Here is a 21,017-nt window from a genome sequence, read left to right on the forward strand (position 1 = left end):
GCGTTCCTTCCACGCCATCCTGAGATTAACAAATGTTGATACCATAGAAGCTGATTTCCTGATAAAAAAGAATATATGCCAAAGAAGTTTCTACTGATATTATTATTTATAGCGCCTTTGAAAAGCCCTGTCCTTGCACAGCAGAACACCTATTGCAATCCGATCAACATCGATTATGGATACACGCCTATCCCGAACTTTTCCGAATGGGGCCGCCACCGTGCAACCGCCGATCCGGTGATCGTGAATTACAAAGGGGATTACTATCTCTTCAGCACTAATCAATGGGGCTATTGGTGGAGCAGCGATATGCTCAACTGGAATTTCGTTTCGAAGAAGTTTTTGCGCCCCTGGAATAAGGGTTATGATGAATTATGTGCACCTGCTGTCGGGATCATTGGTGATACGATGCTCGTGTTTGGATCAACGTATACAAGTCAGTTCTCCATCTGGATGAGTACCAATCCGAAAGCAAATGAGTGGAAGCCGTTGGTGGATTCATTTGAGATCGGTGGATGGGACCCCGCATTTTTTACCGATGATGACGGACGTTTTTATATTTACAATGGCAGCAGCAACCGGTTCCCTTTATATGGAATCGAACTGAACCGCAAGACCATGCAACCAATTGGTACGCGTAAGGAAATGTATCTGCTGGACTCCTGGCGTTACGGCTGGCAGCGTTTTGGTGAATACATGGATGATACATTCCTTGATCCTTTTATGGAAGGAGCCTGGATGACAAAGCATAATGGGAAATATTACCTGCAATATGGCGCACCCGGGACCGAGTTCAGCGGGTACGCGGATGGAGTGGTGGTGGGTGATAGTCCGCTTGGTCCGTTCTCTCCACAGTCGGACCCCCTTAGCTTTAAGCCTGGCGGTTTTGCAAGAGGAGCGGGACATGGAGCAACATTCCAGGATGGCTATAAAAATTACTGGCATGTGTCAACAATGGTTGTTGCGGTGAAAAATAATTTTGAGAGGAGGATCGGTATCTGGCCGGCCGGTTTCGACCAGGAAGGCGTAATGTATACCAATACGGCGTTCGGCGACTATCCTCATTATTTACCGATGGCCCGGTATTTTGCTTTGCCCTATGTAAAAAACCAGCGCCGGGGCGAATTCACGGGGTGGATGCTGCTCAATTATAAAAAACCCGTACAGGTTTCCTCCACAATGGGCGGTTATTCAGCCAATAATGCCGTGGATGAGAACATTAAATCCTACTGGAGTGCGTCTACCGGGAATAAGGGGGAATGGATCCAAACGGACCTGGGAACCCTTTCGACGGTCAGGGCGGTACAGATCAATTATGCTGACCAGGACGTTGACAGTGCATTTTTGGGGAAGCAGCTTGGTACTTTTCACCAGTATAAACTGTCTTATTCAATAGACGGGAAGAAATGGAGTATTCTGAAGGACAAAAGTGCTAATAAGACCGATGTTCCGCATGATTATGTAGAGTTGGAGAAGCCGGTCCGGGCCCGATTTATCCGCCTGGAAAATGTACACATGCCTACAGGCATGTTCGCGATCAGCGGCTTACGTGTGTTTGGAAACGCCGATGGCCCAAAGCCTGAGCAGGTAAAGCAATTGATCATTCTGCGGACAGAAAAGGATAAGCGCAGCGCGTGGATCAAATGGGGGCCGGTCAACAATGCATATGCCTACAATATCTATTATGGCACAGAGCCTGATAAATTATACAATTGCGTAATGGTGCATGATGCGATTGAATACTGGTTCAAAGTAATGGATAAACAAAAATCATATTATTTCTCTATAGAAGCGATCAGCGAAAACGGCGTTTCCGAACGTACAAATGTGACCAGGGCAGACTGAAGCGTGGATGTGTAGTGTACATTTGCGGACGCAAAAACAGCATATGAAAGTAAAAAAGACCCTCAATTGTTTTATTCTTTTAGCAAGCTTATTCTTCTCTGCAACGAATTTGCAGGCACAACCATTTGCGCAGGAGATAAGGGAGTTTAAAAGGCAGGATAGCCTGCATTTTCCGGCATCCAACCAGATCCTTCTGATAGGCAGTTCTTCCTTTACGAAATGGAAGGATGTGCAGTCGTACTTTCCATCTTATCCGATCCTCAATCGTGGATTTGGCGGGTCACAATTGCCAGACCAGGTCCGGTATGTGAATGAGATCGTTTTTCCCTATAAGCCGAAGCAGATCATCATTTATTGCGGAGAAAATGATATGGCGTCTCATGACAGTGTGACGGCACAGGTGGTGTTAAGAAGATTTAAGGAACTCTTTACCCTCATCAGGAGCAAATTGCCTAATGTTCCTGTTGCTTTCATTTCCATGAAGCCGAGTCCGAGCAGGCAATTGATACAGCCAAAGGTGATAGAAGGAAATGCATTGATCAGAGCATTTTTAAAAAAGCAAAAACGCACCGCTTTTATCGATGTGTACAAAGAGATGATCAATGATGAAGGAAAGCCGGTAGCCGATCTTTTTGTAGACGATAATTTGCACATGAATGCAAAGGGATATGCAATCTGGAAGAAAGTAATGGAGCCTCATTTAATGAAAAAATAAAAGAAGAGTACAATGAAAAGGTTACAAAGATTAATGGTCGGTGTGGCAGTCGTAGCGTCTGTGCAGTTGAATGCACAAACGGCACAGAATGCGAAGATGAACACGTTCATCTCCACACTGATGAAGAAAATGACATTAGAGGAGAAGCTTGGGCAATTGAATCTTCCGGGTGCCGGTGATATTACTACCGGTCAGGCAAGTAATTCAGATATCGCAAAAAAGATCAAAGAAGGAAAGGTAGGCGGTCTGTTCAATATCAAATCAGTTGCAAAGATCAGGGACGTGCAGAAAGTTGCAGTGGAGCAAAGCCGCTTAAAGATCCCGATGATCTTTGGAATGGATGTTATACACGGGTATCAGACAGTGTTCCCGATCCCTCTCGGCCTTTCCTGTACCTGGGATATGCAACTGATCGAACAAAGTGCACGCATTGCTGCCATTGAAGCGAGTGCGGATGGTATCAACTGGACGTTCAGCCCGATGGTAGACATTGCACGAGATCCGCGTTGGGGTCGTGTCTCCGAGGGGAATGGAGAAGACGCCTACCTGGGTTCACAGATCGCCAAAGCAATGGTGCACGGATACCAGGGAAATGATCTTTCGAAAAATAATACCATCATGGCCTGTGTAAAGCACTATGCGCTATATGGTGCTGCAGAGGCAGGACGTGATTACAATACAACAGATATGAGCCGGGTACGGATGTACAATGAGTATTTCCCGCCGTATAAAGCTGCGGTTGATGCAGGTGTTGGAAGTGTGATGGCCTCATTCAATGAAGTGGATGGTGTTCCGGCTACTGCCAATAAGTGGCTGATGACGGAAGTGTTGCGTAACCAATGGAAGTTTGGCGGATTTATCGTTACAGACTACACCGGTATCAATGAAATGGTTGACCATGGACTGGGTGATCTGCAAACTGTTTCGGGACGTGCGCTTGCAGCGGGGATTGATATGGATATGGTCGGAGAAGGGTTTCTGACAACGCTTGCAAAATCGCTCAAAGAAGGAAAAGTTACCCAGGCACAGATAGACGCTGCCTGCAGAAGAATACTTGAGGCAAAGTATAAGCTTGGTTTATTTGATGATCCATATCGTTATTGCGATGAAAAACGTGCAGCAACAGAGATCTTCACCGATGCTCACCGCAAGATCGCACGCAATACCGCTGCACAAAGTTTTGTCTTACTGAAAAACAGCAACAATATTCTTCCATTGAAAAAAGCGGGTACGGTTGCGCTGATCGGACCACTCGCGGATGCAAGGGAGAATATGACGGGCACATGGAGCGTTGCTGCGGATAATACCAAGTCAACAACACTGCTTGCCGGTATCAAAGAAGTGGCAGGGGCGAATGCGAAGATCCTGTATGCAAAAGGTTCTAACCTGGATGCCGACAGTGTGCTGGAAACAAACTCGACTCTGTTCGGAAAAAGTTTGAATCGTGATCGTCGTCCTGCTGCGGAAATTCTGCAGGAAGCGCTGGCAATCGCAAATCAGTCGGATGTGATCGTTGCTGCATTGGGCGAATCTGCCGAAATGAGTGGAGAAGCATCAAGCCGTACGAATATTGAAATTCCCGCGATACAAAAGGAGCTGCTGGCTGCTTTGCTAAAAACAGGAAAACCGGTAGTACTGGTATTATTTACCGGTCGCCCGCTGGCATTGAAGTGGGAGCAGGAGAATGTTCCGTCCATCTTGAATGTTTGGTTCGGTGGATCAGAAGCGGGTTCAGCCATCGCTGACGTATTGTTCGGTGATGCGAATCCATCAGGTAAACTGTCAACAACATTCCCGCAGAATGTTGGGCAGGTCCCATTGTTCTACAATCATAAGAATACAGGCCGTCCGTTGGAACAAGGCAAATGGTTCTCAAAATTCCGTTCCAATTATCTTGATGTAAGTAATGATCCGCTTTATCCTTTCGGATTTGGTTTGAGCTATACAAATTTCACTTATAGCGATATTACGTTAAGCAGCACTTCGCTGAAAGGTGCTCAGACGTTGAAAGCGAGCGTTACCGTTACGAATGCCGGTCAGGTAACAGGGAAAGAAGTTGTTCAGCTTTATATCCGTGACATTGTTGGGACAAGTACCCGTCCCATAAAAGAATTAAAAGGATTTCAGAAGATCGAGTTGAGAGCAGGAGAGAGTCGTACTGTTACCTTTAACATCACTCCTGAAGACCTGAAGTTTTATAATTATGACCTTAAATATGATTGGGAAGCAGGTGACTTCACGATCATGATCGGAGGGAATTCGAGGGATGTAAAGGGAGCGAATGTGAAGTGGATGAAGTAAGGATAGATATTGTTGTCCGTTGACCGTTCGCCGGAATACAGCCGGTGAACGGACAACGGGCAGACGAATTTCAGATCACACAAACTAACACCTTAAAAATATGCAATCAAAAAGATGGCTGGTCATGCTGGCCTGGATGGCTATTGCCCAAACCAGTTGTGGTAAAAAATCGGGTGGAGATGGAGGTGGAACCACTCCGCCACCGCCGGACCCGCCCCCGGTAACGGGTACAAACGATGTGGCTTTCTGGTTGACCAAAGGTGATCAGACGGCTTTATTGCAAAAGCAATCAACCGTACTTACGTTCACGTCAACGGCGAATGGAAGTTCAACTATCACAGTTGATAGTACGCAGAAGTTTCAAACGATCGATGGCTTTGGTTATACTCTTACGGGTGGAAGTGCTTCATTGATCTCTGGTTTGCCGGCAGCTGCCAAATCAACGTTACTGCAGGAGTTGTTTGGTAATGGTGATGAAGCCGCGCCCATCGGCGTAAGCTATCTTCGGATCAGTATCGGCGCGTCTGATCTGAGTTCGACGACCTATAGTTATAACGATATCAGCCCTGGCCAGACAGATCTTCCCCTGGCTAATTTCAGTCTTGATGGAGACCGGGCATTCGGAACAGGATTAATTCCGCTGTTAAAAGAAATTCTGGCTATCAACCCCAAAATCAAAATACTGGCAACACCCTGGAGTGCTCCGGTTTGGATGAAAGATAACGGCAACTTTAAGGGAGGAAGTCTTAAGCCGGAGTACTATAGCGTGTATGCAAACTATTTTGTGAAGTATATCCAGCAAATGAAAGCGGAAGGTATCACGATCGATGCCGTTACTCCACAAAATGAACCTATGCATGATGGCAATAACCCCAGCATGAAAATGACGTCTGTGCAGCAGGGTGATTTCATCAAAAATCATCTTGGTCCGGCCTTCAGAACGGCGGGGTTAACAACAAAGATCATTATCTGGGATCATAACTGCGATATGCCGCAATATCCACTTGATATCCTGAATGATCCTGCCGCACGCCCTTTTGTTGATGGCTCTGCATTTCACCTGTATGCGGGGAACATCACCGCATTATCCGGCGTTCATGCCGCATATCCCGACAAGAATATTTATTTCACGGAACAGTACACTGCCTCTAATGGTGATTTCGGTGGTGATCTGAAATGGCATATCAAAAATGTGATCATTGGATCAATGCGCAACTGGAGCAGGAATGCGTTGGAATGGAACCTTGCCAACGATCCCGCCTATGGCCCGCATACTGTAGGAGGTTGCACTACCTGTAAAGGAGGATTGACGATCAATGGAAGCTCTTATTCCCGGAACGTAGCCTATTATATCATCGCTCACGCAGCCAAGTTTGTGCCGGCTGGCTCTGTCAGAATTGCGAGTGATGAGTTGTCTGCAGCCAATCTATACACCGTCGCATTTGTTACTCCGGCAAATAAAAAGGTGCTGATCGTATTGAATGAAGGAAATGCAAACACGACATTCAATCTTAAATTTAAAGACAAGGCGGTATTGACAACGATGCCTGCAAATAGTGTAGGCACCTATATCTGGTAATCAACATCTGTTTTATAAACCGAAACAATAGACAATGAAAAAAATATGGTTTGCCTCTTTTGCCGCTGTTTTGTTTGCGTGCAATAATGATAAGAAGGAGACGCCGGCAACAGGTGCAGCTTCTTCAACTTCGTCTTATTCAGTGAATGGCAAAACTGTTACTGTTTATACCACAGCAGACAGTAGCGATCTTCGCCTCTCACGCACGGATAGCAGCCTGCAGTTTACTGATTTTGGACAACCAAAGGAGACGCAGGTTTGCGTATTCGTTGATCCGACAAAAACCTTTCAAACAATGCTTGGTATTGGTGGTGCGATCACTGACGCTTCAGCAGAAACGCTTGCTAAATTACCGAAGGACAAGCAGGAGGAGATCATGAAAGCATATTATGATCCGGTTAATGGAATTGGCTATACGCTTGCGCGTACGAATATCCACAGTTGTGATTTTTCAAGTGGCAGCTATACTTATATTAAGGAAGGTGACAAGGAGTTGGCATCTTTCAGCGTTGATCATGATAAACAATATCGCATTCCCATGATCAAACAGGCAATCGCATTGGCAGGTGGCAAGCTTACCACTTATGCGAGCCCCTGGAGCCCTCCCGGTTTTATGAAAGACAGTACACATATGCTGCAGGGTGGAAAATTGAAACCTGAATATTACCAGGCATGGGGGAATTACTTCGCGAAGTTTATCAAGGCATATGAGAAAGAAGGTATTCCTATCTGGGGAGTAAGCGTTCAGAATGAGCCGATGGCGAAGCAAACATGGGAGTCTTGCATCTATACAGCGGAAGAGGAAGGTGAATTCCTGAAAACAAGTCTTGGGCCGATTTTAGAGAAAGAAGGTCTGAAGGATAAGAAAGTTATTATATGGGATCATAACCGCGATCTGATCTATCAACGGGTAAGCACCACATTAAGTGATCCTGAGGTAGCGAAATATGTTTGGGGTATTGGGTACCACTGGTATGAAACCTGGACGGGTAGTGATATGATGTTTGAGAACCTGAAGCGCGTGGCAGAGACCTTCCCTGACAAGCATTTATTGTTTACAGAAGGATGTGCGGAAAGCTTTAACCCGACTCGGTTGTCAGCATGGGCATTGGGTGAAAGGTATGGCATGTCAATGATCAATGATTTTAATGCAGGCACTGTGGGCTGGACTGACTGGAATGTGTTGCTTGATGAGATCGGTGGTCCGAATCATGTGGGAAATTTCTGCTTTGCGCCCGTGCATGGAGATACAAAAACCGGGAAGGTTCATTACACAAATTCGTACTATTATATCGGGCACTTTTCCAAGTTCATTAAACCCGGGGCAAGAAGGATCATTGCGTCTTCAAACAGAACCGATCTTTTGACGACAGGGTTTGTCAATGAAGATGGCAAAGTTGCCGTGGTGGTGATGAATAAAGGCAGCAAGTCTTTGCCATACAATTTATGGATCGGCGGAAAGGCGGTAGAGATCATTAGCAAGCCGCATTCTATTGCAACACTGGTGTTTTAGGGGTCAGGAGCAAGAGAGGGGCGTTTGGGTGGGTGAAAGGTTGAAGGTTTTATGGGGTCCAAAGGTTCTGAGGTTCCAATGTTTCATAGGTTCCAGAGGTTTCATTGGTTTTGGTGGTTCCATAGGTTGATATCGCGCAAAGGTTAGTAAGTCCGGGCGGTATGTCTTCCATAGGCTTCGGGTCAGATAGCCGTCGCGCGCTATGATCCATCCGCCGCCGCGCGCTTGTTTCATTGAACGCTGCGCGCGCAGGCCGGAAATGGGCATACGACAGCAATCGCATTGCTGCGTTTGACTGTCGTTGCCCATTTTCATTTGTATAATTCCACAATTTCTATCTCACTATCCCTTTTTTTGATCATACTAATAAATGAAAAAAAACGCACCGCCCTTTTCAGGACTGCCCTCCTCCACCAGTCCTGAAAATGACGGTGACTAAGAAATTTCTCTGTTGTAAATATCGCTTTATGCAAAAGCGAATCCATGGGAAAAAGACAGGATTTTCCGGGAAAATAACGGAAGCATGACGGTGAGTAAACGACCGGTAACATAAGCTGAAGAACTCCCCAAACTTCTGCACCGGATCCATTTTAAGTAAATCGCAGGCGTAACCTAACGAATGCAAAGGACGCAATGTAATCCTTCATTCATTGGGAATTACATTGCGTCCTTTGCGTTATGCCATGCAAACTTATTTCACATCGAAGTCGACAACTACCTTAGCGGAGCGTGGGTGGCTCATGCAGGTCAGGATGTATCCCTGCTTTACCTCTTCTTCTTCCAATCCCCAGTTCATTTCCATCTCTACTTTTCCTTCAGTGAGTTTGGCTTTGCAGGTGCAGCAAACGCCGCCACGGCATGAGTAGGGGAGATCTGCACCGAGTTTGAGCGCCGTGTCAAGAATAGAATCTTCGCTGTCAGGTGCCAGCTCGAACTCCAGCGTTCTTCCATCGAGCTTAATGGTTATATGACTTTTGTCCGAAGCTTTCTTCTTACTAAAAAACATGGGGTTTGTATTTTTTTTCTGACCGGGGGTAGTAAACAATTCGAAATGAACTTTCTTACTGTCGATCTGCTGCGCCTCCATAAAATCCTTTATAGTGAAGATCATTTCTTCCGGTCCACAGATAAAGATTTCATCCATTGATGGATAATTGATCAGGCGGGAAAGTTCGTTGAGTTTGTTGCCGTCGATCCTGCCGGCATGTATGCTGGTATCCGTGCCTTCGCGACTTAGTATATGAATGATGTTCAGGCGCTGGAGATATTTATTCTTCAACGCTTCCAGTTCTTCGAAGAAAATGATGGAGTGCCTGCTACGGTTGCCGTATACCAGTGTAAATGTGCTGGCGGGTTCAGTCTGTAATACCGTTTTAATGATCGAGATCACCGGCGTAATACCACTGCCGGCAGCAAATGCAAGATATTTTTTTGCCTGTCCGGGATGAAGACCTGTATTGAATTTTCCTGTTGGTGGCAGTACGTCCACTACATCACCGGCTTTTAGTGTTGAGTGTGCAAAACCAGAGAAAAGCCCCCCTTCTACTTTTTTTACAGCCACCCTTAGTTCGTTGTCAAAAGGAGAAGTGCAAATAGAATAGGAACGACGTGTTTCCCCGCCCTGGAGATCATGTTTCAGTGTAATATTCTGGCCGTGCTGGAAAACGAAAGTATCCTTTAGCTCTTCGGGAATTGCAAAGCTGATAGAGATGCAGTCATCCGTTTCTTTACGGATATCTTTTATCCGCAGTTTATGAAAATGAATGGACATGGGTTGTAGGGTTTTCGAAGTGGCAAGTGCATAAATTCAAAATCAAAAGTAAAAAGTACTTTACTGAATACAGACGAACGTTTCGATTCGGGAGTCTTTGTTTTACTTTTTAATTTTTAAGTCCGTTGATCAGGTGGTTGACCATATTGTCTTCCATTTCGACAGGAGTGATGTGTTGGCGGCTGCGGTGCCAGAATTCCAATCCTCTAACGGAAGAGAGGATGGTGAGTACGGCCACATAAGGAATGACCGCTTTCATCTCTTTGTTGTCTATGCCCTGCCGGATGATATCCTCCATTTTTTGGACGTAGTTACGCCGCTGGAGGCTGAACTCGGTCAGGTGTGGTTCGGAAAGATGGATCCATTCATTGACCATTACATAGTAATCTTCGAAGCGGTTGATCATCATCTGAACGTGAAAGCGGATGAGGGACTCTATTTTCTGGGTAGAGTTCATCCCGTTATTATCCAGGCTGGCGAGATGTTCATTACAATCGGTTGCCATGCGAAAAGTAATATCCTGAAGGATCTCGGATTTTGACTGGATATGATTGTACAGGCTGGCAGCTTCGATCCCTACCGTTTCGGCAAGATCTCTCATGGACGTGGCGGCGAAGCCTTTTTCCCGGAACATCAAAGCTGCTTTTTGCAGGATCAGGTCTTTTTTAGATGCCTTTCTGCGCTGTATTTTGGCCATACCCAAAGATAAGCCCTGATCTGGTTTTATTCCTGCAATTCATGTTGAAATTTCATGTAGGTTTGCACGCCGTTTCATAACCTCCCAGCTATGCCAGCAGGGCTTTTCCGGCTTTTTTAGAACTTAATTTTAATCTATGTCTTTAATTACAGTAGGCACAATGGCCTTTGATGCGATCGAAACCCCTTTTGGTAAAACCGACAAGATCATAGGGGGCTCCGCTACTTATGTTGCCTATGCTGCGGCAAACTTCGTTCAGCCGGTGCAACAGGTTTCTATTGTAGGTTATGATTTCCCCCAGGAAGAAATGGATGAGCTGAAAAGCCGGGGAGTGCAACTGGAAGGAGTAGAGATCGTCGCAGATAAAAAATCGTTCTTCTGGAGCGGCCGCTATCATGAAGATATGAACAGCCGTGATACGCTGGTGACCGACCTGAACGTTCTGGCTGATTTCAACCCCCAGATCCCTGACTCGTACCAGGGTGCGGAGTTCCTGATGCTGGGTAATCTTGTTCCTGCCATCCAGCTCAGTGTGATCAAACAAATGAAGAAAAGACCAAAGCTCATCGTAATGGATACGATGAATTTCTGGATGGAAGTGGCAATGCCCGATCTGAAGGAAGTGCTTAAGCATGTTGACCTGCTGATGGTAAATGATGCGGAAGCGCGCCAGCTCAGCGGCCAGTTTTCTCTTGTTAAAGCTGCAAAATCCATCATGGCGATGGGACCTAAATACCTGATCATTAAGAAAGGGGAGCACGGAGCCCTGCTTTTCCACGGGGATAATGTGTTCTTTGCGCCAGCTTTGCCGCTGGAAGAGGTTTTCGATCCGACTGGTGCCGGCGATACCTTTGCTGGTGGTTTTATCGGTCACCTGGCTAAAACGGGTGATATCTCTTTTGAGAACATGAAGAGAGCCATCATTGTGGGCTCAGCCCTGGCGAGCTTCTGCGTCGAGAAATTTGGACCTACGAGGTTAAAAGAAGTGAGCAAAGAGGATATTGACAGGAGGATCGAGCAGTTCAGACAGCTGGTGAGCTTTGAGATTGAACTGGTTTAGTAGCATTAAAGGCTTTGTGCCTTTAACATAATCATAAGGCGCCGGGAATAACCGGCGCTTTTTTATTTCCTACACTTAAATGGGCTGAACGTGTTCGGAAACAGCAGGTACCCGGGGGATGCCGTTGCCCACTGCTTAGTATCGATGACCTATTCCCGCCATCGTTTCCTGACCAGAGATGACCAAACATGACTCCTTTCTATCAGATCTTTTTCCTCACTGATCTCCGGCGTTATTTTCCCCTTAAGTTTTGTGTTTTACCCATGGGTTTGGCTCCGCCAGTGGCGATATTTACATCGAGATATCTTACTTAACTCAATTTGCTGGTTATAGGTTTATCGTTGTTCGATGGCCGATAAACGATGGCGGATGCCTGATCTGGGTTCATTCAGTGAAAGGTCCATCGCCTTATTGATCCTTTTAAGGCTCATTGCATGGGCTCATTTCCCGTTCTGGGTTTACATCATCAACCATCAGGCTATAACCAGCAGGTTGCATCATTAGTGTTCTCCGCTTATAGCGGATAGGGGGAGGGGGTGATTGTCCGCTATAAGCGGAGAACACTAATTCTTATTGCCATGAGGCCGATGAAATTAAAAAATGAGAAATATGGATAGATAAAAGAAAGGAATATAAGAATTGAAAGTAGCCTGAAAAGAGGGCAGGATAAAGTGTATACCTGAGTGATGATAATCAGTTTACAAGTGCTTTGCCATTTCAGCAAAGCCTGGATCAGTACGATCTATCCTCCTTCGAACCTGAAGAGCAAATTCTCTTCGCCCCCGGTCCCGGGATTACGAGGATTCTGTCTATATGTTTGAGAGCGCAGCCGAACTGCGGCCGGCACTGCCGGTTAGCCGGGTTTGCGCTGGTGGGTTCGTCAAGCCCCGGCCCTGTCCTACGATCCCAAACTGCCATTTCGGTGAGGATCTACCTGCACCCTGCCCGGATCCGCAAGTTTCCCACCGAATGCAACCCTTGCAAAACTTCCCTGATCTTGCATGCATGAATAACAAACACAACTCACCATCGCTTGCTTTTTGCCTGCTGATGGATGCGGCTGGTTATCTCACTTATACGATCCCCGTTCTGGGGGAGTTTGGCGACTTGTTCTGGGCACCCATATCCGCCGTGATCTTTATGATCAGCTTTGGTGGATGGAAGGGAATACTGGGTGGTGCATTCAACTTTATAGAAGAGATCTTACCCGGAACTGACTTTATTCCCTCTTTTACAATTGCGTGGTTATTAAAACGCCGTCAGGTTCCCGGCGTCAACAAGATCTGAGGGTTCATTTTTTAAAGAACCTTTCAAAATGCTTTTTTAATTTTCGCCGGGCTTTATTGGTAAAGTCTTCCTGGCTTTTTGTCCACCGGAATCTCTCGATGCGTATCCGGGTGTCTTTGTCGAAGTTCTTTTTAAAGATGAAGATCTTTACGTTTTCCAGTTCTATGCCATCAAAGTTATATTTCGAAAGCGTATAGTATAAGCCTTCGTTCCGGCGAACATATAATGCAGAGTCTGCCCGATTATCTATCGGAATCCACTTAACGCTATCCGGCCCCGCAGTAGTGATCCGCATAACGTAGGTGTAGGGAGGACCGAATTCGCGGGCAGGATAATAACTGAGGGAATCTGCTGTGAAAGGGATGTTCTGTTGGCGAAGGTTATCCAATATCTGTTGCTCCGATTGCGGCGTATCGATAGTATGGTCGAAGGCGATTTCATCCGGGGCATAAGAGCGATAGCCGTATCGGGACATTGAAGTGAAGCAGAACGAAAAGATAGTGATGCATCCGATCAATGGAATAAATAGCTTTTTGTATTTTATTACCGGGTTGACATTTTTTTCAGCAATAACCACAGCGAATGGTAAAACAACCAGAGCGAGGAGATCGCTGTAATCAATCACTCTTGTAATAGAGATAAAAGGCAAACCGTTCCACCATTCAATAAAGAATGTCGACAGAGGTGACTTCCACCAGGCAAAAAGAATAGCCGCCATAAGGGCGATGCTTTTTTTGTACAAAGGAAGAAATGTCAAGCAGAACAAAGAGAACACAAACAACCCGGTGAAGTCCGATAGCTTACCGGTAAAAGCATTAGCAAACTGATATTTGAGGCTGATATCATTCAGCAGGAGTAGAAAGAGGCTAATAATAAAAGCTGGGTGCAATAGCAGATTGTATTGGCGCTTCATGAAAGGAAGATAAAGTATTTGATGTAAAGGGAATCCTAAATTACGGGCAGCTTCTCTTTTCCTTCCGACGGCGTCAGTGTTTGCGGCATTAATGAACTTGCGGACAGATCGTAATGTTTATCCATTTAAGATATCTGGATTTAGCGTAACCTCTTCGCTAATACAACAACCTTTTTGATTCTCCGGTTTTCTCCAGACAGGGTAAACAGTTCAACCTGTATGATATACCTGCCAACAGGCAAAAGTTGCTGACGGTCATCGATGCCGTCCCAGTTCCAGTACCCGCTGGCACCGAGCAACTGATTTCTGACAAGGTCCCTGACCAACCGTCCATCTATATCGAAGATCATCACGTTCGCCATCAATCCGGAGGTTGCGGTTCTGTATATGATCTGCACCTGATCATGAATGCCGTCGTTATCGGGAGAAAAGACCTTGGGTAAGAGATCTATTTCAGCATTCATCACAGGTGTGGTCATGAACTGAGAGTTCTGATAGGTCGGCGTTCCGTGACCAACGGTTGATGCGGCTGAATGCCAGTTAGACCCCGCCGCCGCAGGCATCTGCGGATCGACGCGCTCAAGGGCCACTCCGTCGGGATCCGCAATGAGCTTGAAATGCCAGTCCTTTGAATAATTTACTTCATCAAGTATCCCGCCCTGTAGGCTCATGAGAATTACGGTTCCCCTGTCATCGGGATAAGAGGGCAATGACACTTCAAGCACTTTGTTTGGATACATGACAAAGTATTGAGTGTTTAATACCGATGGGTTTGCCGTCGCAACAAGATATTCGCCGGGAAACAGTGTGTAAGGCGTTGAACTGATTCTTACTGTGTTGCTCACGAGGCCCGATGCGTTCCTGTTTGCAAGATAGAGCTGATTCACATCAATGATCAGTGGGCCAGGGTTGAAGATCTCTACATAATCGTAGCCATTCGGGCGTGGATTAAACAGTATCTCGTTAATGACGGGTTTTGCTGCAGCAGAAGAAGAGGAAATACCTGCCTTGATTGTGATGGGACGGAGCATTTCATTTTGCTGGCAATCCCTGACGTTGTTGATCATGAGTTCATACACGGTCAGGCTGTCGAGCGGCTGATCTGTTTCCAGTTCAACTTCCTCAAATAACGGCGATCGGCATACCACTTTTATGATATTGATGGCGGGTATAAGCCGGTAATTTGAAAGGTTCACAGCAGTAATGCTGTCCAGTGGCTCATTGAAAACAACTATGAGACGGTTTAAAGTGGAGTGATAGCTGCGAAGCGGTACAGGGGCTGAGTTGTCTGTATTGATGCCGGCAATAGTGTTTGGTTGACCCGGTGTTCCGCCAGCCGGAGAGTTGGAAGAACTCCAGTTAGACTGGCCTGAGCATGGATTTTGCGCGTCGATCATTTCCAGGCTCCAGCCTCCTTCTTTCTTTAGCGTGTTATCATGCCAGTTATCGGCATAGCGGATGGCATGAATGACTTTGTTATCAGGAGATAGCAGGTATAGTTGTTCTCCGGCATTATCCAATGATGGGAAAGAGGGTACAGCAAGAACCTCCCCATATGGCTGCATGGCGGTTCGTGCAGATGATGCACAGAGGATCAGATACTGCTTCGCGGCAAGAGTCTGGTCAGGAAAATAGCCGGATAAGGTTGTATTATCTCCCAGCCTCCATCCCCGTAAATTGATCGGGTGCTCACTTGTATTCAGGATCTCGATCCACTCGTGATCAGGAAGACCTACCCGTGGCGCCGGATCGGCCATTATTTCATTAATGACTATGGAATACCGGGTTTGGGCGTCAGCCAGGACAGGGATAATGGTGCATAACAAAAGTAAGAGGACCTTCATTCCATGAATTTCGGCAGGTGTTGGAACCTGGAAATGGGAAAAAAACATTATTTGGAGTTAATAAAACCGGGGATTATTTTTGCTCCGCTGCCGAAAAACGTGTAGCGATCAGATATGAAATTAATGAAACACACAAAGCGCATTAAGAAACGTTCCTAGGAAGGTTTGCAGCGTTATGTGTGGTAACATAAAAACTTAGCAGGCCTTCCTTACGGAGGGCCTGTTTTATTTTAACCCTTATTATTAATCAATCCCGGATCAGGTCCGGGATGACATCCGGAATAAAGTCCAATGTAAAAGCGGATCAATCCGGGGCAAAAACAAAAAAAATGAAAGTTGCAGTCGTAGGTGCTACAGGATTGGTTGGCACAAAAATGTTGCAGGTTCTTGCAGAACGTAATTTTCCGGTAACTGAATTGGTGCCGGTCGCTTCAGAAAGATCAGTTGGCAAGGAAGTGGAGTTCAAAGGCAAGAAATACAAGATTGTCGGCCTGAAAGATGCGATTGCAGCGAAACCTGCCGTAGCGTTGTTTTCAGCAGGAGGAAGTACTTCCCTGGAATGGGCTCCTCAGTTTGCAGAAGCAGGTATTACGGTGATCGATAACTCTTCGGCCTGGAGAATGGATCCCTCAAAACCATTGATCGTACCTGAGATCAATGCGGATATACTAACAGCCGGTGATAAGATCATTGCCAACCCAAATTGTTCGACAATCCAGATGGTGGTTGCATTGAATCCTTTGCATAAAAAATATGGTATCAAGCGTGTGGTGGTAAGTACTTACCAGAGCGTAACAGGTACAGGCGTGAAAGCGGTAAATCAATTGATGAATGAGCGCCAGGGTGTAAGCGGTGAAATGGCTTACAAATATCCGATCGATCTGAACGTGATACCCCAGATAGATGTGTTCCTTGAAAATGGTTACACCAAGGAAGAAATGAAAATGGTGAAAGAAACCATGAAGATCATGCGTGATGAATCGATCCGTGTTACCGCAACCACGGTCCGTATCCCTGTAATGGGTGGTCACAGCGAAAGTGCAAACGTTGAGTTTGAAAAAGACTATACGCTGGATGATGTCCGGTCATTGCTGTCATCTGCTCCAGGCGTAGTATTGGTAGATGATATCGCCAATGCTCAATACCCAATGCCCAAAGACGCACATGAGAGAGATGAAGTATTCGTCGGTCGTTTAAGAAGAGATGAGTCACAGGCAAATACCCTCAACATGTGGATCGTGTCGGATAACCTGCGTAAAGGGGCTGCAACGAATGCGGTACAGATTGCGGAGTACCTGACGGGCAAAGGCCTGCTGTAATAGTTGTTTAAAAGTTTAAAGGTTTAATAGTTTTGAAGTTCATTGCTGAATGCAACTTTAAAACTATTAAACCTTTAAACTTTTAAACAATCTTACGTCTTAGTCTTGCTTGATGAGCTCGAGGTTAGCTGCCAGTTTCACTTCATCACCTACTACCACTCCACCTGCTTCGGTTACAGCGCTCCAGGTAAGGCCATAATCCTGGCGGTTGATCTTACCGGTTACTTCGAAACCAGCTACAGTCTGGCCGTAAAGGCTTTTCTGTACACCACCGAATTCTACATTCAGCGTAACAGGTTTGGTAACGCCTTTCAATGTAAGGTTGCCATTCACTTTATAGTCGTCTCCTTTCTTTTCAATCGAAGTAGATTGGAAAGTAAGTTTAGGATGTGCAGCAGCATCAAAGAAGTCGCCTGATTTCAGGTGGCCATCGCGCTGCTCGTTGCCGGTATGGATACTTTCTATGTCAGCAGAGAAAGAAATTTTTGAATTAAGAAGATCATCTGGTTCGCCTTCGAGTTTGCCTTCAAATGCGTTGAATTTTCCAGATACTGTAGAGATTACAAGGTGTTTTACTTTAAAACCTATCTCTGAGTGTGCGGTGTCAATAGTCCAAGTTGCCATGATTTTTGAATTTAGAATACAAATTTAATGTTTAAACATTGATACTTCCAAATTAAAATTGTTAACCTTTTTAATATATTGATCATCAATCGTGTTTGGGCACTATATACAAGCAGGTGTATTCTTGAACGGCCAATAAAAGGCAGATGGGGATTTTATCAGCGTCGCGCTGGAAGGGGGAGACAATTTCATTAGGAGAATAGTGTGTGGAGATTGCCTGCGTCAACCTGCACTGCTCTGCTCTTCCGGGAAAGGAAGAAGGCAAAACATGTCTGAATGGCTGTTTTTAGAACTCAGCCGGATAGAAGACGAAAAACATACTCTGTTAAGGTCGCTATCTACCGGTATCATGAAGCTTCATCAGATCTTCATCTGATCATCCACAACAACACATCAAGAATACTTGGGGAATTCATCAGTTGGCAGGCATGACAAAATGCCACCTTCAGCGACTTCATTTTGAAAACCAGGCGCGCGGGCATCTGGAAATGAATCAGAGCAAGTTGGTCAGGGTAACCCCCTGACTTTGGTTGGGTCATATCAGGCCAATGCGGCCATCAGGCATTCAGCCTGAGATACAAGTCTTAACTCAGCGGAAGCCTAACGAATGGACTTATCCATCATCATCCCTGCATACTCTCATTAATAAATTCAATCAGCGGCTGTAAAGCCTCAAATGCCGCCAGCGTTCTTTTTATCCCTTCTTTGTCTGTCAGCTCTGTATCACTGATAGCGATCTGCGCGATAAAACTTTTTAATTTCAAATATTCGCCGGCAGGATTATCTGCTTCATAACCTTTTGGCAAACGCGTCAGTTTATATTCAGCTTCGTGAGAAAGATCTCCGTAAACGGACTTAAATTTTTTCGATCCTATGATCTTTTTAAATTCGTCAAAATTATAATCGATCTCCTGTCTCACTTTTTTAAGATCTTCTGCTGCCGGCATCCAGATCCCGCCACCGGTAAATGACTGGCCTGGTTCGAGGTGAAAATAGTAACCGGCTGTATTCATCGATTGCTTGCCACCTTTATTGATCGATGCGCCGAAGTTTGTTTTGTAGGGAGACTTATCTTTTGAAAAACGGATATCGCGATTGATACGGAATAGACAGTCCTTTGCTACAAGGTGACTGATAGACGGATCTTTCTTCGCATGTGTATCGATCAGCTGTTGTACGAACTTTATAAAGTCTGATTTTGCTTCATCATATTTTGAGCGGTTCGTGTCAAACCAGGGCTTGTTATTATTTTTCCTGAGACCTTTTAAGAACTGAAGTGTTGATGTTTGTAACATAAAATGATTCAATAAAAACCAGGATTATTTTTTAAAACGGGAAGGAATATTGTTATCCTTTTCCAATCAATTGCAGGAATTCGGCTTCAGATATGATCTTAATCGTATTGATCTTCTTTGCTTTTTCCAGCTTGCTTCCCGCTGCTTCTCCAACAACGAGATAATTTAGTTTAGCGCTTACTCCACTTACGATCTTGCCTCCCAGTTCTTCCGCCATTGCTTCCGCTTCATCGCGTTTAAGTGTAGGTAAAGTGCCGGTGAAAAGAAATGTTTGTCCGGTAAAATTCCCGTCTCCCGCAGGCTGACCTTTCTTTTCATTTTTTAAAGACAGACCCAGCGTTTCCAGTTCTTCGAGCATGTGAATGTTACTTTCGTTACTGAAGAAATGATGAATGCTGCCGGCTACTTTAGGTCCGACATCTTCGAGATTGAGCAGATCTTCTTTGGAGAATTTGCGGAAGTCCATAAGATGTTCTACCGCATGCGCAAGGGTTTTCGCTGTTGTTTCGCCGACAAAGCGTATACCTAACCCGAAGATCAGCCGGTGAAGAGGTTGTGCTTTGGATTTTTCAACAGCAGTCTGAAGATTGTCCATCGATTTTTTCCCAAAGCCTTCCAGTGTTCCGATCTTTTCAAAGTCAAGCCGGTAAATACCGGGAATGTCTTTCAGTATACCAAGATCAAAGAATTTCCGGACGTTAGCATCTCCAAAACCTCGGATGTCCATCGCGTCTTTGCTGTTAAAATGAATGATACGTTCAACTACCTGTGCCGGGCATTCGATGTTGATGCAACGCCAAACCGCTTCTCCTTCTTCTTTGAATAATTTGCTTTCACAAACAGGACAGTCTTTTGGAAACGCGATCTGCTTTTCTTCGCCTGTTCTAAGCTCTGCCTGGGATTTAACGATATAAGGGATCACATCACCGGCTCGTTCAACCAGTACTGTATCGCCGATCATCAGATCCTTCTCTTTGATCACGTCTTCATTAAACAAAGAAATGGAGGAAACAGTTACGCCACCGATCGGCACCGGTTGGATTTTAGCAACAGGCGTAATGGAGCCGGTACGTCCCACCTGGAATTCTACACCCAATAGTTTGCTGGTTGCCTGGCGGGCTTTGAATTTAAAAGCAATAGCCCAACGAGGGTGATGGGAAGTCATGCCGAGTTTATCCTGCAGATCGAGATCATTAACTTTTACCACCATTCCGTCGATCTCATAGGGAAGGGCATCGCGGCCCTGTTCGTATTCATTGCAGTAATCGATCACCTGCTGAATGCCGCTGAACACGCGTTTCTCCTGTTTCGGGCTGCGGAAACCGAGATCCCAGAGAAGGTCCAGCGATTGAGCATGTGTTGTAAAGGGAAGCTCTTTTGTAGCGGAAGATGTGTAATAACTGATATGATATACGAATGCTTCCAGCCCGCGTTTGGCCACCTCGGCAGGGTCCTTGATCCGCAATGTTCCGGAAGCTGCATTGCGTGGATTGGCGAGCGGGGCAAGGCCCTGATCGACCAGTTGCTGGTTATACTTTGCGAAATTGTTTTTATTGATCAATACTTCACCCCTGATCTCAACGGTTTGTATTCCGTATTTGGAGAACTGCGCCGATAAAGGGATAGATCGGATCTGCCTGATATTGGCCGTGATCTCATCGCCTTCCACGCCGTTACCGCGGGTAGCGCCGCGGGCGAGCAGGTCATCTTCATAGATCAGCGAGATGCTGCCGCCATCGAATTTTGGTTCGACGCAATATTCTATTTCATTGAGTCCGGTGAGTTCTCTTGCTTTACGGTCGAAACTGATCAGGTCATCTGCATTGTAAGAGTTATCCAGCGAAAGCATGGGCACCAGATGCTGAGCCGCGGGAAAGTCTTTGGTAAGACCACGGGCAACGCGCTGAGTGGGAGAGTCTGCCGTTACAATGGCCGGATCATCTTTTTCGAGACGTTCCAGCTCTTTGAACAGCTGGTCATATTCGCCATCCGCGATGAATGGATCATTCAATACATAATAGCGGTATTCATGAAACCGCAGAACATCCCGAAGTTCGCGGATCTCCATCGGTGATACCTGGTGTGTAGCGCTGCTTTTTAATAGGGCGACGGTTTGTTGCTGCAATTGTTTGGTTGCATCTTGGGTGTACATAGTGTTCAGTTTCAGGGTAAAGGTACTGGGTTGCCGGATTGCAACGAAATCTCTGTTTGTAGTTTTGCCGGGCGGGCAAGGGCGCTTTTTTTTCGAGGGATT

At 45.7% G+C, this 21,017-nt stretch carries 16 protein-coding genes; 9 read left to right on the plus strand and 7 right to left on the minus strand.

Translation table 11 applies throughout. The features are described 5' to 3' along the window. Positions 1–75: 75 nt before the first annotated feature. From LZZ85_RS17655 to LZZ85_RS17675, 5 genes are all read left to right on the plus strand, one after another. Positions 76–1,845: a family 43 glycosylhydrolase gene (locus LZZ85_RS17655; RefSeq protein WP_237874664.1), complete on the plus strand. Its 1,770-nt coding sequence runs from the start codon at positions 76–78 to the stop codon at positions 1,843–1,845. Positions 1,846–1,888: 43 nt separating this feature from the next. Further along, positions 1,889–2,560, plus strand: a complete 672-nt coding sequence (locus tag LZZ85_RS17660) for a GDSL-type esterase/lipase family protein (protein ID WP_237874665.1) — start codon at positions 1,889–1,891, stop codon at positions 2,558–2,560. Positions 2,561–2,572: 12 nt separating this feature from the next. Further along, a complete protein-coding gene (gene bglX, locus LZZ85_RS17665; RefSeq protein ID WP_237874666.1) occupies positions 2,573–4,861 on the plus strand; it encodes a beta-glucosidase BglX in 2,289 nt (762 codons plus the stop codon). Positions 4,862–4,961: 100 nt separating this feature from the next. Beyond that, positions 4,962–6,440, plus strand: coding sequence for a glycoside hydrolase family 30 protein (locus LZZ85_RS17670; protein WP_237874667.1), 1,479 nt, complete (start codon positions 4,962–4,964; stop codon positions 6,438–6,440). Positions 6,441–6,474: 34 nt separating this feature from the next. Beyond that, on the plus strand, positions 6,475–7,953 hold the full coding sequence (locus LZZ85_RS17675) for a glycoside hydrolase family 30 protein (RefSeq protein ID WP_237874668.1): 1,479 nt from the start codon (positions 6,475–6,477) through the stop codon (positions 7,951–7,953). Positions 7,954–8,644: 691 nt separating this feature from the next. Here LZZ85_RS17675 and paaE read toward each other — a convergent pair. Beyond that, complete coding sequence (gene paaE / locus LZZ85_RS17680) at positions 8,645–9,724, minus strand: 1,2-phenylacetyl-CoA epoxidase subunit PaaE (RefSeq protein ID WP_237874669.1); 1,080 nt, start codon at positions 9,722–9,724, stop codon at positions 8,645–8,647. 109 nt (positions 9,725–9,833) lie between these two features. After that, positions 9,834–10,421, minus strand: coding sequence for a TetR/AcrR family transcriptional regulator (locus LZZ85_RS17685; RefSeq protein WP_237874670.1), 588 nt, complete (start codon positions 10,419–10,421; stop codon positions 9,834–9,836). Between the two features lie 136 nt (positions 10,422–10,557). Between LZZ85_RS17685 and LZZ85_RS17690 the strand changes: the two genes are divergently transcribed. Both LZZ85_RS17690 and LZZ85_RS17695 read left to right on the plus strand, forming a co-directional pair. Next, the gene (locus LZZ85_RS17690; protein WP_237874671.1) at positions 10,558–11,481 is read left to right on the plus strand and encodes a PfkB family carbohydrate kinase; all 924 of its coding nucleotides are present in this window, start codon (positions 10,558–10,560) and stop codon (positions 11,479–11,481) included. Positions 11,482–12,486: 1,005 nt separating this feature from the next. Next, positions 12,487–12,768 carry a hypothetical protein gene (locus LZZ85_RS17695; protein ID WP_237874672.1) on the plus strand — a complete coding sequence of 94 codons (282 nt, stop codon included), beginning with the start codon at positions 12,487–12,489 and terminating at the stop codon, positions 12,766–12,768. Positions 12,769–12,772: 4 nt separating this feature from the next. On the opposite strand, the gene LZZ85_RS17700 is transcribed toward LZZ85_RS17695, so the two are convergent. Both LZZ85_RS17700 and LZZ85_RS17705 read right to left on the minus strand, forming a co-directional pair. After that, entirely contained in the window at positions 12,773–13,681 is a 909-nt protein-coding gene (locus LZZ85_RS17700; protein WP_237874673.1) for a hypothetical protein, read from the minus strand. Positions 13,682–13,821: 140 nt separating this feature from the next. Then, a complete protein-coding gene (locus LZZ85_RS17705; RefSeq protein WP_237874674.1) occupies positions 13,822–15,525 on the minus strand; it encodes a lamin tail domain-containing protein in 1,704 nt (567 codons plus the stop codon). A 329-nt stretch (positions 15,526–15,854) separates the two neighbouring features. Between LZZ85_RS17705 and LZZ85_RS17710 the strand changes: the two genes are divergently transcribed. Further along, a complete protein-coding gene (locus LZZ85_RS17710; RefSeq protein WP_237874675.1) occupies positions 15,855–16,844 on the plus strand; it encodes an aspartate-semialdehyde dehydrogenase in 990 nt (329 codons plus the stop codon). A gap of 99 nt (positions 16,845–16,943) precedes the next feature. Here the strand turns inward: LZZ85_RS17710 and LZZ85_RS17715 are convergent, their stop codons facing one another. Next, positions 16,944–17,468: a YceI family protein gene (locus tag LZZ85_RS17715; RefSeq protein ID WP_237874676.1), complete on the minus strand. Its 525-nt coding sequence runs from the start codon at positions 17,466–17,468 to the stop codon at positions 16,944–16,946. Between the two features lie 276 nt (positions 17,469–17,744). On the opposite strand from LZZ85_RS17715, the gene LZZ85_RS17720 reads away from it, so the two are divergent. Continuing rightward, complete coding sequence (locus LZZ85_RS17720; RefSeq protein WP_237874677.1) at positions 17,745–17,900, plus strand: hypothetical protein; 156 nt, start codon at positions 17,745–17,747, stop codon at positions 17,898–17,900. A gap of 191 nt (positions 17,901–18,091) precedes the next feature. On the opposite strand, the gene LZZ85_RS17725 is transcribed toward LZZ85_RS17720, so the two are convergent. Further along, a complete protein-coding gene (locus tag LZZ85_RS17725) occupies positions 18,092–18,763 on the minus strand; it encodes a DUF2461 domain-containing protein (protein ID WP_237874678.1) in 672 nt (223 codons plus the stop codon). A 52-nt stretch (positions 18,764–18,815) separates the two neighbouring features. Beyond that, a complete protein-coding gene (ligA, locus tag LZZ85_RS17730) occupies positions 18,816–20,915 on the minus strand; it encodes an NAD-dependent DNA ligase LigA (RefSeq protein WP_237874679.1) in 2,100 nt (699 codons plus the stop codon). Positions 20,916–21,017 lie beyond the last annotated feature (102 nt).

Origin of the sequence: Terrimonas ginsenosidimutans, from assembly GCF_022012415.1 — a bacterium.
Classification (GTDB): domain Bacteria; phylum Bacteroidota; class Bacteroidia; order Chitinophagales; family Chitinophagaceae; genus Terrimonas_A; species Terrimonas_A ginsenosidimutans.